Source organism: Flavonifractor sp. An52, assembly GCF_002159385.1.
In the GTDB taxonomy this organism is placed as follows: Bacteria; Bacillota; Clostridia; order Oscillospirales; family Oscillospiraceae; genus Flavonifractor; species Flavonifractor avicola.
In genome coordinates this window covers 1-13,917 of the sequence record NZ_NFIB01000046.1, presented here as the reverse complement: position 1 = coordinate 13,917, position 13,917 = coordinate 1, and the positions used below count along the sequence as shown (strand labels likewise).

The window sequence follows — 13,917 nt, the reverse complement described above, 5'->3', positions numbered from 1 at the left end:
ACCGCTGCGGCCAGCTCCGATGGAGAGCCCGTCCACTCCGGTTGACTGGCATTGACCATCCGGGCCACCGCTTCCAACACAGGGTCCGGCGGTTCCTTGTGCGGCTCCGTTTCCATGCGTTCCAAGTTCCAAATCTGCGTTTCCGGGTCCTTTTTCAAGTATAGAATCTGGTCCTGCTGGTCGCGGCCCACCACATCAATGGTGGCTTCCAACGCGGTCCGCTTTTTCTTCTGCATCAGCAACGAGCCATCGGCGCAGCCCAGCAGGCCCGTGGTGCCGGAGATCATCTCGAAAGCGTCCCCGGCAGGTTGCTTCCGGGTATGATGAACGGTCAATACGCAGATACAATGTTTGTCCGCAAACTGCTTGAGCTTGCCGATGATTTCATAGTCGCTGGCATAGCTGTATGCCTCGCCTCCCGCCTCCCGGATTTTCTGCATGGTGTCAATGATAATGAGTTTGGTGTCCGGGTGCTCTCGCATGAAATTCTCCAACTGCTCGTCCAGACCGTTCCCGATTTTTCCGGCAGCGGTGGCGAAGTGAAGATTCGGGGTATCGTTCACGCCATACATCATAAACATCCGGTTCTGAATGCGCTGGAAGTCATCCTCCAACGCAAGGTAGAGGACTGTTCCCTGGTGGACTTTGCAGCCCCACAGCGCCTGCCCGGTGCTGACATGGTAGGCGATCTGCGCCACTAGAAACGACTTTCCAATCTTGGGCGCACCCGCGAGGAGATACGCCCCCGAATGGAGCAAATTTTCAATGATGGGCGGGCGGCTTTTGTAGGAGGTCTGAAACAGCTCGGTCATGGTGAGCGTGTGCAGGTATCGCGGGTCGGCCATACGCTGCATCTTGCGGTACATTTCCTCCAGACTTTCCGTAGAATTTTCCGTTTCCCCGTTGCGTTTTGCCTCTGAAACGGGTATACTGTTGTCAGAATCTTTTTGAATGGACTGCCTCTCATCTGCGCCAACAGATGTGCTTCGGGCAGTCTTTTCTTTTGCGTCAATTCCCATAGGCAGCTTCCTCCTGCATCCCGTTCATAATGGTGGCAATCATCTGGATGGTGTCCAGCAGCTCGTCGTTCACACTCTGCCCAGCCTCAATGCGCCGCAGCTCATCCAGCACAGCGGCAAGCTGGTCACGCAAAGCTTTGTATACCCTGGGATTGCCCTGGACTACCACGTCCTTTTCCAGCAGCCGCCGGGTGATGTAGTCCTGCTTGGTAAGGCCGGACAACTTGACGAAGATTTCCAGCTGCTCGTCCTCCTCCGGGGAGACCCGGAAAGCCACCGTTTTGTTCCGCCAGCGGTTGTGGCGGTCAAGGTTTTTCATAGACATTGTTTTAAGCTCCTTTCTCAGTTTTCAGCGAGTCCAACTTGTCAGCCATTTCTACCTGACGTGTAGGGAACAGATGAGCATAGCGATAGGTGATGTCGATACTCTCATGCCCTACCCGTTCTGCGATTGCCAAAGCGGTAAATCCCATGTCAATCAGCAGGCTAATATGGCTGTGTCGCAAATCGTGTATGCGAATGCGTTTTACCCCGGTTTCTTTACAGCCCCGATCCATCTCACGGTGGAGATAGTTTTTACTGACAGGGAAAATGCGGCTGTCAGGTTCCACACCGTAGAGTTGCTTGAGGTAGTCCTGTATCTCATCGCACAGAAATTGGGGCATCTGGATGACCCGGTTGCTCTTGGGCGTTTTAGGTGTGGTGATGACATCCTGTTTGTTGAGACGCTGATAGGACTTATTGATGGTGAGGGTGCGTTTCTCAAAGTCGAAATCCGTCGGGGTAAGGGCCAGCAGCTCCCCTTCCCGGATTCCGCACCAGTAAAGCATCTCAAAGGCATAAAAAGAAATGGGCTTATCCATCATGGCCTCGGAAAATTTTGTGTACTCCTCCCGCGTCCAAAACAGCATTTCCCGCCGTTCTTCTGTTCCCATATTTCCTGCCCTCTGTGCCGGATTGGCTTGCAGGCCATAATATCGGATTGCATGATTGAAAATTGCGCTTAACTGGTTATGAACCGTTTTCAGGTAGGTCTTGGATAGGGGGTTTCCGCGATAATCTGTAAGATTACGAATTTCATTCTGCCAGTCAATGATGTCCTTGGCCGTAATTTCCGACAGCTTCCGCTTGGCAAAGTAGGGCAGAATCTTCTTCTTGATGATGCTCTCTTTGGTGAGCCAGGTATTGAGCTTCAGTTTGGGTTTGATGTCCTTCTCATATAGAGAAACAAAACTCTCAAAGGTCATATTTACATCGGCCTGTTTCTCCATCAGGAATTCCCGTTCCCAGGCCAACGCCTCTTTTTTGGTTGCAAAACCGCGTTTAAGCTTCTGCTGGCGCTCACCCCTCCAGTCCGTGTAACGGAACTGAACATACCAGGTTCCGTTGTCTTTATTTTTGAATGCGGCCATATTTAGCCCTCCTTCCTTTTCGTCTCAGTCCTCGTACCGTAGAATTTTTCATGAAAGAATTTCCGGTCAATCCGGCCAGCGATCGTGATGCAGCCAGTCTGTGCCAGCTCCTCATTCATTCGTTTAATGAGTTTATAAGCGTAGGGTTTAGATACCCCCAGTTCCTCGGCCACTTCGTCCACACGCATAAAAATCTGTCCTGCCATACGCAAAAATACCTTCCTTTCTCTGTCGTGATCGTTTCTCGTTTGCCGTTTCACCCTTCAGACTCTGGCAGGCAACCCTTCCCGGCGCTGTGCCGTTTATTTTTCTCCTTGACACGCTCATATCGTCGCCTGCTTCCCCGGAAAAAGTATCTGTCGGACGGTCATTCAATTTTCAGTGCCTGAAATTCCCTCTTTCACCTTACAACGGACATATTTTTCGCTGTTTGGAGGGTATCCAATTTGTAAAATTTCTGCGACTTAAACTTATTTGCTTATATCACCCTTATTATACTAAGCATAATAGTTAAAGTCAAGTGGTTTGCAGAAAAATATTAAATAAATTTGTTTAGATTTTTCTTGACTATCCTAAGCATTTCTGCTATGCTAAAATTATCAAGAATTCTGATAGGAGTTGGCCGTTATGGCGATTGGAGAACGCATTCACTTTTTCCGCACCTTGCGGGGCATGACGCAGAAATATCTCGGTATGGCGCTGGGCTTCCCGGAGAAGTCTGCCGATGTGCGCCTCGCCCAATATGAGAACGGGTCGCGGACACCCAAGGCAGACCTGACCGCCGCACTGGCACAGATATTGGAGGTCTCTCCCCATGCCCTGGCTGTGCCGGACATCGACTCCTATGTGGGCCTCATGCACACGCTGTTTACGCTGGAGGACCGCTATGGCCTGAAAATCTGCGAGTGTGACGGAGAAATACATTTTCGGGTGGATATGTTCCAAGGGAAAGAAGCGGCCCGACTCCATGAGATGCTCTGTGCTTGGGGGGAGCAGGCGGCCAAGTTGAAGTCGGGGGCGATCACCAAAGAGGACTATGACCGCTGGCGTTATCGCTACCCGGAGTTCGATGCTACAGGCCATTGGCATAAGGTTGTCCCTTCTCAGGGCCTCAACGATATGCTGGTAGAGGAACTGAACAAGGACAAAAAGGATAAATAAAAAAGGTCTAACCGACTTGCAAAAATCGGTTAGACCTTTTCTCTTGGATAAGTTTTTAAACTGCACCTGCAAACCACCTGTTACCTGCCAGAAAATCAGCAAGTATGGATTTGACGAGTGCTATCAATCTGCTATCAAATGGGGAATCTGAAAATCAAAAAGTCAGTGTTTTCAAGGGTTTGCGGGCCCTCATATCCACTTTTTGCTTATTCCCACTCAATGGTTGCCGGGGGCTTACTGGTAATATCGTAGACGATACGGTTGATACCCTTGACCTCGTTGACGATACGGGTGGAAATACGGTCCAGTACGTCATAGGGGATACGGGCCCAGTCAGCAGTCATAAAGTCGCTGGTAGTAACAGCGCGGAGGGCCAGCGTATAATCGTAGGTGCGGCCGTCGCCCATAACGCCCACGGAGCGGGTGTTGGTGAGTACGGCGAAATACTGGTTGATGTTCTTGTCCTCACCGGCGGCGGCGATCTCCTGCCGGTAGATGGCGTCGGCGTCCCTGAGGGTATCCAGCTTCTCCTTGGTCAGATCGCCGATCACACGGATGGCCAGGCCGGGGCCGGGGAAGGGCTGGCGCATGACCAGGTACTCGGGCAGGCCCAGCTCGCGGCCCAGCTGACGCACCTCATCCTTAAACAGCAGCCGCAGGGGCTCGATGATCTCCTTGAAGTCCACATAGTCGGGCAGACCGCCTACGTTGTGGTGGCTCTTGATGACGGCGGCATCGCCGGCACCGGATTCAATGACGTCGGGGTAGATGGTGCCCTGGACCAGGTAGTCCACCCGGCCGATCTTCTTGGCCTCTTCCTCGAAAACCCGGATGAACTCCTCGCCGATGATCTTGCGCTTGCGCTCAGGCTCGGCCTCGCCAGCCAGCTTCAGCAGGAAACGGGTCTCAGCATCCACCCGGACAAAGTTAATATCCCAGCGGGCAAAGGCAGCCTCCACCTCGTCGCCCTCATTCTTGCGCATGAGGCCATGGTCCACGAACACGCAGGTCAGCTGCTTACCCACTGCCTCGGCCAGCAGGGCTGCGGCCACGGAGGAGTCCACGCCGCCGGACAGGGCCAGCAGCACCTTACCGTCGCCCACCTTCTCCCGGATGTCCCGGATGGCAGTATTCTTGTAATCTTCCATGGTCCAGTCGCCGGTGGCGCCGCACACCTCATAGAGGAAATTGCGGATCATGTCCACACCATGCTGAGTGTGGTTCACCTCGGGGTGGTACTGCACGCCGTAGAAGCCCCGCTTCTCATCGGCAATGGCCACATTGGGGCAGGCGTCGGTACGGGCGGTGAGGGCAAAGCCCTCGGGCACCTTGGCCATATAGTCGCCGTGGCTCATCCAGGAGATGCCCTGCTCCGGCAGGCCCTTGAAGAGCTTGCAAGTGGTGTCGTAATAGGTCTCAGTCTTGCCGTACTCCCGGGCGGTATCCTCCTGGGCAGCAGTGACCTGGCCGCCCAGGGTGTGGGCCATCAGCTGGCAGCCATAGCAGATACCCAACACGGGCACGCCCAGCTCAAAAATGGCGGGGTCCACATGGGGGGCCTTCTCGTCGTACACGCTGTTGGGGCCGCCGGTAAAGATAAAGCCGATGGGCTCCATGGCCTTCAGCTGCTCCAGCGGAGTGGTATAGGGCTTGACCTCGCAGTACACGCCGCACTCACGGACCCGACGGGCAATGAGCTGATTGTACTGGCCGCCGAAGTCCAGAACGATCACGGTCTGATGGGACATTCAAGTTCCTTCTTTCTATGGAGTCTATAGGTTTCCGAAAATTTGCGTAACAATTATAGCTTAGAATATCATATTTTTTCCCCGGGCGCAATACTTCTCCCACGTCCGCGCCGCGTTTGAAGCAGGTGATACCATCCCCCGCCGAACAGGAAGCTGGTGACACGCCCTGTCACCGGATTACCCAACAGAAGCAGCAACCCCACCCATACCAGCAGCACCTGCCACGGTTGGGCCAGCAAATAGGGGGATTTCAGCCGAAGCAGATGGAAGAAAAAGCCGTGGAGCAGATAGATGGGCAGGGTATTCTGCCCCAAAACGGTTATGACCGGGATTCTGCGCTTAAGGTGAGGGGCCAGGCCCACGAACAGGAGGAAGATCACCACGGCGGCGCAGCACATGATAAGGCCCCGCACCTGCCAGCTGTAGCCCAGATCCTCATAGCCGTAGGCCCCCAGCATCATTTTTGCGGTCACGCCCTGCCGCAGCATCAACCACTCCAGCGCCACGCAGCAGACGGCCCCAAGGCCCAGGAGCATTCCCCGAAATGTCCGCCCCGCCCCGTTCCATCGTGCTCGCAGGCCCTCTGCCTGTCTGAAGTAATAACCCAGCAGAAACCAGGGCTGGAAGGCCACGATCCTGGAGGCGCTCCACTGGTAGTCGATGCTCTTGTCAAAGCCCACCAGCAGCGCTAAAGCTACCGACGCAGCGACCACCAGCCACCGCCCTGTGGGGGACGGCGCGTCGTACACCGGCAGCAAGAGGGTGTAAATGGCCAGCACAAAGAGGTACCACAAGATCCAGTAGGGCCTGGAAAACTGCACATGAACCCAGGGGTCCCCCAACTTTTCCACAAATGCGGTGTACAACCACTGGAGGACCAGATAGGGCAGCGCCATGCCAAAGATCCACTTGCTCCGATCAAACCTGGCAAACATTCCGCTGAGAAACAAAAAGGCAGGCATATGAAAGGAGTAGATTACAGCATACAGCGTCTCTTTGTGGGGAAATTCCCCCGCAATCTCCAGCAGGTGCCCCAGCACCACCAGGGCAATGAGCAAAAAGCGCAGATTATCATACTGATATTCCCTTGTTTTCACGTCCGGCGTGCCTTCTTTCCACGACAGCCTATGCCCGCTTAGAATATCATGTTTTCTCCTCTCCCGCAATAGCAGCAAAAAGGCCGCCGAGTTCTGACAGCTCAGCGGCCTTTCATTCAGGCACCTATCTCCGCGCCGCCCCATTCCACGGCGGTAAAGCCGGTGCGCTCCGGGACGGTGAGGATCTGGGGCTTCACCTCCACCGGCTGGTCCAGCCCCTGCCAGGCCATGAATACCCGGATCAGGGTATCCGGGGCCGGGTCAATGGTCAGTTGGGCGCTGTTGGTATAGGTCTCCTGTTGGAAGGAGATCAGGTTATAGGGGTTGTGCTCCATCTTGGGCAGCCAGTAGATAATAAACTCGTTTGCCTCCTGCTCTGTCAGGCCAAGCCGTGCCAGGGCACCCTCCAAAAAATCAGCGGTGTTTTCCCCAGTTACGCAGAAGCCGGTGGAAAAGTCGTATTCGGTCTGGCTCACGCCCTCCCAGAACAGGCAGTAATACTGCCGTCCGGTGGTCGGGTCCGTGAGGGTCCCGTCGGGAGAAGCGTCCACCGTCCAGCTGTCCCCATAGGCGGGATAGGTGGAGGTCAGTTCCCCATCAAAGTCCAGGGTAACGGAGACCTTGGTTTCTTCCTCCGGGTAGAGGTAAATCACCGGTTTTTCGGCCGCAGGGCCTCTGTCCGGAGTTCTGCATCCGGTCAGCGAGACGGCCAGCAGGCAGGCCGCCAGGGTCAAAGGAACCAGTTTACGCATAAAAACTCCCCCTTCCAGATTCTTAGGTCTATGCTATCAGACGAATCCGGAAGGGGGAAGTTCCCAATTTAATTAAATCTGGGTAATATCAATGGGCCGCAGGTCGGAGGGCCGGCCCTGTGTGCGAATGGTGAGCATGGCCCGTGCGGTGTCAATAGCCGTGATGCAGGCCACGGAGTGCTCCACGGTGGAGCGGCGGATCTTGAAGCCGTCGGTGTCGTGGCGGCGGCCCCGGGTGGGGGTGTTGATGACCAGGTCCACGGTGCCCGAGGCGATCATGTCCAGGATGTTGGGGTGAGCCTCGGAGACCCGAGCCACCTTGCGAGCGGGGATGCCCACAGCATTGAGGGCCTCGCAGGTGCCGCTGGTAGCCAGGATCTCAATGCCCATGTCGGCAAAGCCCTGGGCGATGCCGATGATCTCGCCCTTGTCCTCGTCCTTGACGGTGATGATGATGCGGCCACCCTTCTTGGGAGCCTTCATGTTGGCGCCCTTAAAGGCCTTCAGCAGGGCCTGTGGGAAGGACTCGGCCAGACCCAGGCACTCGCCGGTGGACTTCATTTCGGGGCCCAGGCCGGTGTCCACGTCGGTGAGCTTCTCGAAGGAGAACACCGGCATTTTCACAGCGTAGTAGTCGGCCTCTTTGTAGATGCCAGTACCGTAGCCCAGGTCTTTCAGCTTCTGCCCCAGCATGACCTTGGTAGCCAGGTCGATGATGGGCACGCCGGTGACCTTGGAGATATAGGGGATGGTACGGGAGGAGCGGGGGTTGACCTCGATGACATACACCGTGTCGTCGTAGATGACAAACTGGATGTTCACCAGGCCCACCACACCCAGAGCCTTGGACAGGTCGTAGGTATAGCGGTAGATGGTCTCCTTGTGCTTCTCCTCGATGTGGATGGGAGGATAGACGGAGATGGAGTCGCCGGAGTGGACGCCGGCCCGCTCGATGTGCTCCATGATGCCGGGGATGAGCAGATCCTCCCCGTCAAACACGCCATCCACCTCCACCTCACGGCCCATCAGGTACTTATCCACCAGGATGGGATGCTCCTGCTCCACCTGGTTGATGATGCGCATGAACTCGGTGATGTTGCGGTCGTTGTAGGCAATCTCCATGCCCTGGCCGCCCAGCACATAGGAGGGGCGCACCAGCACGGGGTAGCCCACCTCGTGGGCCGCCTCCAGAGCCTGCTCGGTGGTAAACACTGTCTTACCGGCGGCGCGGGGAATCTTGCACTGGTTGAGGATCTCGTCAAAGCGCTCCCGGTCCTCGGCGGCGTCCACGCCGTCGGCGGAGGTGCCCAGGATGGGCACACCCATGTTGGTGAGGGCCTGAGCCAGCTTGATGGCGGTCTGGCCGCCGAACTGCACCACGGCACCCCAGGGCTTCTCCAGCTCCACCACGGCCTCCACGTCCTCGGGAGTCAGAGGTTCAAAGTACAGCTTATCGGCCACGTCGAAGTCGGTGGACACAGTCTCGGGGTTGTTGTTGATGATAATGGTCTCATAGCCCAGGCGCTTAAAAGCCCAGACGGAATGGACGGAGCAGTAGTCGAACTCGATGCCCTGGCCGATGCGGATGGGGCCGGAGCCCAGCACCAGCACCTTCTTCTTGTCCTGACCGGGCCGGTGGGCCTCAGGCGTAGCAGCAGCCAGCCAGGGAGCCTCCGGGATATGGGGAGCCAGCTCGCCCACCTGGGGCAGATGAAGCTCCTCGGCGGCCTCGTTCTCCTCATCGTAGGTGGAGTAGTAGTAGGGGGTCTGAGCCTCAAACTCGGCGGCGCAGGTGTCCACCATCTTGAAGGCGGGGCGGATGCCATAGGACTCACGCAGGGTCTTGATCTCTCCCCGCTCCTTGCCGGACAGGGCGGCAATCCAGGCGTCGGAGAAGCCCATCTCCTTGGCCATGCGCAGGGTATCGGCATCCAGATGGCCGTGGTCCAGTTTGTCCTCCATGTCCACGATGTTCTGGAGCCGGTCCAGGAACCACAGGTCGTACTTGGTGATCTTGTTGATCTTCTCGGGGGAGAAGCCCCGGCGCAGGGCCTCGGCCACCACGAAGAGGCGCTGGTCGTCGATATTTACCAGCCGCTCCTCGATCTCTTCGGTGTACAGCTGATCCAGGCCAGGCAGGCGCAGGGACTTCACAGGCAGTTCCAGAGAACGGATGGCCTTCATCAGGGCACCCTCAAAGGAGTTGCCGATGGCCATGACCTCGCCGGTGGCCTTCATCTGGGTACCCAGGGTACGGCTGGCGGTGGTGAACTTGTCGAAGGGCAGACGGGGGATTTTCAGCACGCAGTAGTCAAGGGTGGGCTCAAAGCAGGCGGTGGTCTTGCCGGTCACCGCGTTGGGGATCTCGTCCAGGGTGTAGCCCAGGGCGATCTTGGCGGCCACCTTAGCAATGGGATAGCCGGTGGCCTTGGAGGCCAGGGCGGAGGAGCGGCTCACGCGGGGGTTGACCTCAATGACCGCGTACTCGAAGGAATCGGGATTCAGAGCCAGCTGCACGTTACAGCCGCCCTCAATCTCCAGGGCGGAGATGATGTCCAGGGAGGCCTTACGGAGCATCTGGAACTCCCGGTTGGCCAGGGTCTGGGTAGGGGCCACCACGATGGAGTCGCCGGTGTGGACACCCACCGGGTCCACGTTCTCCATGGAACAGATCTGGATCACGTTGCCGGCGGAGTCCCGCATGACCTCGAACTCGATCTCCTTCCAGCCCGAGATGCAGCGCTCGATGAGGACCTGGCCCACACGGCTGAGATGGATGCCGCGGTCGGCAATCTCCCGCAGGGACATCTCGTCGTAGGCAATGCCGCCGCCGGTGCCGCCCAGGGTATAGGCGGGGCGGACAATGACGGGGTAGCCAATGCTGCTGGCGAAGGCTACGGCGTCCTCCACGCTCTCCACCACGTCGGAGGTGACGCAGGGCTGGCCGATGGCCTCCATGGCGTCCTTGAAGCCCTGGCGGTCCTCCGCCTTGCGGATGGACTCAGGGCTGGTGCCCAGCAGCTTGACACCGTACTGCTGCAGAATGCCCTGCTCGTGGAGGTTCATAGCCAGGTTCAGGCCGGTCTGGCCGCCCAGGGTGGGCAGGATGGAGTCGGGGCGCTCCTTCTGGATCACCTGCTCCACGCTGGCGATGTTCAGGGGCTCGATATACACATGGTCGGCAATGTCCTTGTCGGTCATGATGGTGGCGGGGTTGGAGTTGACCAGCACCACCTCCACGCCCTCTTCCTTCAGGGCGCGGCAGGCCTGGGTACCTGCGTAGTCGAACTCGGCGGCCTGGCCAATGACGATGGGGCCGGAGCCCAGCACCAGTACCTTCTTAATATTCGGATTCTTGGGCATTACCGGTCGCCTCCCTTCATGCTGTCCACAAAGCGGTCAAAGAGATATTCGGTGTCCATGGGGCCGGGGGAGGCCTCGGGGTGGAACTGAACGGTGAAGCAGTTGGGCCGCTTGTAGCGCAGGCCTTCCACGCTGCCCTCGTTGACGTTGACGTGGGAAATCTCCGCCACAGCGGGGTCCACACTCTCGGCGGTGACCACATAGCCGTGGTTCTGGCTGGTAATAAAGGCCCGTCCGGCAGCCAGATCCTTCACCGGGTGGTTGCCGCCCCGGTGGCCGAAGCGCATCTTCCGGGTCTGGGCGCCGGTGGCCAGAGCCAGCAGCTGGTGGCCCAGGCAGACGGCAAAGAGGGGCAGGCTGGAGTCGTAGAGTTTGCGTACCTCTTTAATAATGTCCACATTGTCCGCCGGGTCGCCGGGGCCGTTGGACAGCATGACGCCGTCATAGCCGCCGGTGAGGATGGTCTCCGCCGGGGTGTGGGCAGGATAGACGGTGACCTGGCAGCCCCGCTTCTGAAGGCAGCGGATCATGTTTTCCTTCACGCCGTAGTCCATGAGGGCCACCCGTAGCTTCTGCTCCCCAAGGGCGGGGTAGAGCTGGGGCTCCTTACGGGTCACCTTTTCCACGGTGCCCTCCACCCGGTAGGCATGGATCTTCTCCAGGCACTCCTCAACATGAAAATGCTCCGCACAGGTGATCATGCCATTCATGGTCCCCTGACTGCGGAGTATTCTGGTTAAAGCCCGGGTATCCACGCCCTCGATCCCGGTAATGTCATATTGTTTCAGATAGGCGTCCAGCTCACCCTCGCAGCGGAAATTGCTGCCCCGCCGGGCCAGATGCCGCACAATAAACGCCTCAGCCCAGGGCCGGGAGGACTCATTATCCTCGTGGTTTACGCCGTAATTGCCAATGAGGGGATAGCTCATCACGATTCCCTGTCCCGCATAGGAGGGATCGGTCAGGATCTCCTGGTAGCCGGTCATGGAGGTGTTGAACACCATTTCGCACACCCGGTCTGCGGGGGAGCCCATGCTGACGCCCTGGAACATGGCGCCGTTCTCCAGAATCAAGGTCGCCTTCATCTCCTGCATCACGCCTTTCTTTCCATGGTATTTGTTCGATTGTACTCTAAATATCCGCCTCCGGCAACTCTCTTTTTCCCTTCTTTTTCAAAATTGTAATTTTGGACAAAAAGTCGGAGCGCATCCCCCGTTTTTCACGGTCAATGCGTCCCGAATATCTCAAAAATCTATATTTGACCTAATAATTATTTTGGTGGTTCTATGTCCACAACCACCAGCTCCGGCCGGTTAAACAGGCGGGGCACGCGGGTGCTCTCCCGGGCCAGTCCCCGGCTGACAATGAGGGTGGCGCCGCCGATCTCATAGCGCCCACCGGCATAAGTGGGGAACATTCCCTGATTGGGAGCCAGTACGCCGTTGATGAGGCCGGGCAGCCGCCATTGACCCCCATGGGCGTGACCGGCCAGCACCAGATCAAATCCGCTGCCGGCGTAGTCGCTCACCCGCTCGGGCCGGTGGGTCAGCAAAATAGAGAAGTGACTGCCGTCCAGATCACCGCTGGCGGCGGTCAACTGGTCCTGCCAGTTCTCCTCTCCCGTCTCCGGGTCGTCAATGCCGCCGATCTGCACCATCTGTGCCCCGGCAGCGGCGCAGACACATTTGCCGTCCAGCACCACCGCACCACAGGCTGTCAGCAGTTCTTTGACCACAGCCAGCCGCCCGGTGCGGTGCTCGTGGTTGCCCGAGGCGTAATATACCGGCCAGCGGTCGGCCAGCCTTTTTACCGTGAGCAGGGCACGCCACTCCTCCATCCGGGGCTCATCATCCACGATATCGCCGCACATGACCACCAGATCCGGTTTCCGTGCGGCCACCGCTGCCACCAACTGTTCCTGGTTTTTCCCGTACCGGCAGGCGTGAAGGTCGGTAAGTACTGCCAGGCGAATGGGACCATCCACCTTTTCACTTTTCACTGTATAGTGCCGCACCGCCAAGCGGACATCCAAGGCTGCCAGCAGGATACCGGCAGTTGCACTCCCTGCGGTCAGCAACGCCGCTGTTCTTTTTTTCATCGGTTCCCTCCTTTTGTATATCTGCCGCCATCCCGGTCATACTGAAGGTATCGTGATCTCCGGGAGGTCGTTTCATGGTCATTGCCTTTTTACGCACAATCATTCTTTATGCCTTTATTATTGCCGGTATCCGGCTGATGGGCAAGCGGCAGGTGGGTGAGCTGGAGCCCTCCGAGCTGGTGTTGGCCCTGCTCATCGCCGATCTGGCTGCCGTTCCCATGCAGGACTTCGGCATTCCCCTGCTCACCGGCCTCATCCCCATCCTCACCCTGCTGTGCATCACCATGGCCCTGTCGGTGCTCACCATGAAGAGCATCAAATTCCGGGCGGTGCTCTGCGGCCGTCCCAGCATCATCGTGGAAAACGGGAAACTGCGCCAGGGCGAGATGAAGCGCAACCGCTTCACTTTGGATGAACTGATGGAGGAACTGCGGATGAAGGGGGTTACCGACCTTTCCACCGTCAAGTATGCCATTCTGGAGACCAACGGCCAGCTGTCCGTTCTCCCCTTCGCCGCCCAGAAGCCGCCCACCGCTCAGGACCTGGATCTGCACCTGCCGGAACCGGGGCTGCCGGTGGTCATGATCAACGACGGACGGGTCATCACCCGCAATCTCCATAGCCGGGGCCTGGACGAGGTGTGGCTGGACAAGCAACTTCAGCAGCACCATGTGAAACGGACCCAGGACGTGTTTCTGCTGACGGTGGATGAGACCAACAAGGTCTGTGTCATTGAGAAGGAGGCGGTCCGGTGAAGCGGCTGTGGATCGCCCTGGCACTGCTGGCTGCCCTGCTGTGCGGCACCCTGCTCCATACCTGGTCCCTGCGGGGCTTTACCCAGGGTCTGTCCGACGCTCTGGATGAAGCTCAGACCCTGGCCCGGGCCGACCGCTGGGAGGAAGCCCGTTCCCTGACGGAAGAGGCCCTGCAAACCTGGCGGGGACGGGATGTGTATCTCCACGTCCTCCTCCGCCACGCCGACACCGATCAGATTTACGCCGGATTTCAGGAAACCCTGGCCCTGCTGGAGAGCCAGGAATACGGCGAATACGCCGCCGCCAACGCCCGGCTGGTCACCCAGATCGAACTGCTCAGCGAGGCGGAGCAGCTCACCTTAAAAAATGTCTTTTAAACGAAAGGGGGGCGCATCTGCCGCGCCCCCCTGCAATCTCTCTTACTGTCCCCCTCCATTTTATTTTCGTCGTTCGTCCCAGCATTTTGTCACTTCCAAAACACATTCCTTGTACCCCCTTCCTCCCCCTATGAC

Annotated in this window: 13 protein-coding genes; 3 read left to right on the top strand and 10 right to left on the bottom strand. The window is 57.8% G+C overall.

Going from position 1 to position 13,917, the window contains the following annotated elements; translation table 11 throughout:
- The 4 genes from B5G06_RS13105 to B5G06_RS13090 all read right to left on the bottom strand — a co-directional run.
- Window positions 1-1,019 (bottom strand): AAA family ATPase (locus B5G06_RS13105; protein ID WP_087189498.1); only part of this gene is annotated, 1,019 nt, incomplete at its 3' end.
- On the bottom strand, window positions 1,009-1,344 hold the full coding sequence (locus B5G06_RS13100; protein WP_087189497.1) for a plasmid mobilization protein: 336 nt from the start codon (window positions 1,342-1,344) through the stop codon (window positions 1,009-1,011). The genes B5G06_RS13105 and B5G06_RS13100, both read right to left, overlap by 11 nt.
- Window positions 1,345-1,348: 4 nt before the next feature.
- Window positions 1,349-2,431 carry a site-specific integrase gene (locus tag B5G06_RS13095; protein ID WP_087189496.1) on the bottom strand — a complete coding sequence of 361 codons (1,083 nt, stop codon included), beginning with the start codon at window positions 2,429-2,431 and terminating at the stop codon, window positions 1,349-1,351.
- Between the two features lie 2 nt (window positions 2,432-2,433).
- The gene (locus B5G06_RS13090) at window positions 2,434-2,637 is read right to left on the bottom strand and encodes a helix-turn-helix transcriptional regulator (protein WP_087189495.1); all 204 of its coding nucleotides are present in this window, start codon (window positions 2,635-2,637) and stop codon (window positions 2,434-2,436) included.
- A gap of 421 nt (window positions 2,638-3,058) precedes the next feature.
- Here B5G06_RS13090 and B5G06_RS13085 point away from each other — a divergent pair, with 421 nt between their 5' ends.
- A complete protein-coding gene (locus tag B5G06_RS13085) occupies window positions 3,059-3,592 on the top strand; it encodes a helix-turn-helix domain-containing protein (RefSeq protein ID WP_087189494.1) in 534 nt (177 codons plus the stop codon).
- A gap of 206 nt (window positions 3,593-3,798) precedes the next feature.
- Here the strand turns inward: B5G06_RS13085 and guaA are convergent, their stop codons facing one another.
- From guaA to B5G06_RS13055, 6 genes are all read right to left on the bottom strand, one after another.
- On the bottom strand, window positions 3,799-5,340 hold the full coding sequence (guaA, locus tag B5G06_RS13080; RefSeq protein WP_087189493.1) for a glutamine-hydrolyzing GMP synthase: 1,542 nt from the start codon (window positions 5,338-5,340) through the stop codon (window positions 3,799-3,801).
- Window positions 5,341-5,408: 68 nt separating this feature from the next.
- A complete protein-coding gene (locus B5G06_RS13075) occupies window positions 5,409-6,437 on the bottom strand; it encodes an acyltransferase family protein (protein ID WP_158094718.1) in 1,029 nt (342 codons plus the stop codon).
- A 116-nt stretch (window positions 6,438-6,553) separates the two neighbouring features.
- Window positions 6,554-7,189, bottom strand: a complete 636-nt coding sequence (locus B5G06_RS14495) for a hypothetical protein (RefSeq protein WP_087189491.1) — start codon at window positions 7,187-7,189, stop codon at window positions 6,554-6,556.
- A gap of 72 nt (window positions 7,190-7,261) precedes the next feature.
- Entirely contained in the window at window positions 7,262-10,552 is a 3,291-nt protein-coding gene (gene carB / locus B5G06_RS13065; RefSeq protein ID WP_087189490.1) for a carbamoyl-phosphate synthase large subunit, read from the bottom strand.
- A complete protein-coding gene (locus B5G06_RS13060) occupies window positions 10,552-11,646 on the bottom strand; it encodes a carbamoyl phosphate synthase small subunit (protein WP_087189489.1) in 1,095 nt (364 codons plus the stop codon). Before B5G06_RS13060 ends, carB begins: the two co-directional genes overlap by 1 nt.
- Window positions 11,647-11,822: 176 nt before the next feature.
- Window positions 11,823-12,650, bottom strand: coding sequence for a metallophosphoesterase (locus tag B5G06_RS13055; RefSeq protein WP_087189488.1), 828 nt, complete (start codon window positions 12,648-12,650; stop codon window positions 11,823-11,825).
- A 74-nt stretch (window positions 12,651-12,724) separates the two neighbouring features.
- On the opposite strand from B5G06_RS13055, the gene B5G06_RS13050 reads away from it, so the two are divergent.
- Together B5G06_RS13050 and B5G06_RS13045 are read left to right on the top strand one after the other, a co-directional pair.
- Entirely contained in the window at window positions 12,725-13,405 is a 681-nt protein-coding gene (locus B5G06_RS13050; protein WP_087189487.1) for a DUF421 domain-containing protein, read from the top strand.
- Window positions 13,402-13,782: a DUF4363 family protein gene (locus B5G06_RS13045; RefSeq protein ID WP_087189486.1), complete on the top strand. Its 381-nt coding sequence runs from the start codon at window positions 13,402-13,404 to the stop codon at window positions 13,780-13,782. Before B5G06_RS13050 ends, B5G06_RS13045 begins: the two co-directional genes overlap by 4 nt.
- Window positions 13,783-13,917 lie beyond the last annotated feature (135 nt).

Excerpts from the sequence above, each read along its gene's own strand:
- B5G06_RS13060 (WP_087189489.1), bottom strand. The coding sequence starts at position 11,646 with ATGCAGGAGATGAAGGCGACCTTGATTCTGGAGAACGGCGCCATGTTC.
- B5G06_RS13100 (WP_087189497.1), bottom strand. The coding sequence starts at position 1,344 with ATGTCTATGAAAAACCTTGACCGCCACAACCGCTGGCGGAACAAAACG.
- B5G06_RS13050 (WP_087189487.1), top strand. The coding sequence starts at position 12,725 with ATGGTCATTGCCTTTTTACGCACAATCATTCTTTATGCCTTTATTATT.
- B5G06_RS13095 (WP_087189496.1), bottom strand. The coding sequence starts at position 2,431 with ATGGCCGCATTCAAAAATAAAGACAACGGAACCTGGTATGTTCAGTTC.
- B5G06_RS13085 (WP_087189494.1), top strand. The coding sequence starts at position 3,059 with ATGGCGATTGGAGAACGCATTCACTTTTTCCGCACCTTGCGGGGCATG.
- guaA (WP_087189493.1), bottom strand. The coding sequence starts at position 5,340 with ATGTCCCATCAGACCGTGATCGTTCTGGACTTCGGCGGCCAGTACAAT.
- B5G06_RS13055 (WP_087189488.1), bottom strand. The coding sequence starts at position 12,650 with ATGAAAAAAAGAACAGCGGCGTTGCTGACCGCAGGGAGTGCAACTGCC.
- carB (WP_087189490.1), bottom strand. The coding sequence starts at position 10,552 with ATGCCCAAGAATCCGAATATTAAGAAGGTACTGGTGCTGGGCTCCGGC.
- B5G06_RS13090 (WP_087189495.1), bottom strand. The coding sequence starts at position 2,637 with ATGGCAGGACAGATTTTTATGCGTGTGGACGAAGTGGCCGAGGAACTG.
- B5G06_RS14495 (WP_087189491.1), bottom strand. The coding sequence starts at position 7,189 with ATGCGTAAACTGGTTCCTTTGACCCTGGCGGCCTGCCTGCTGGCCGTC.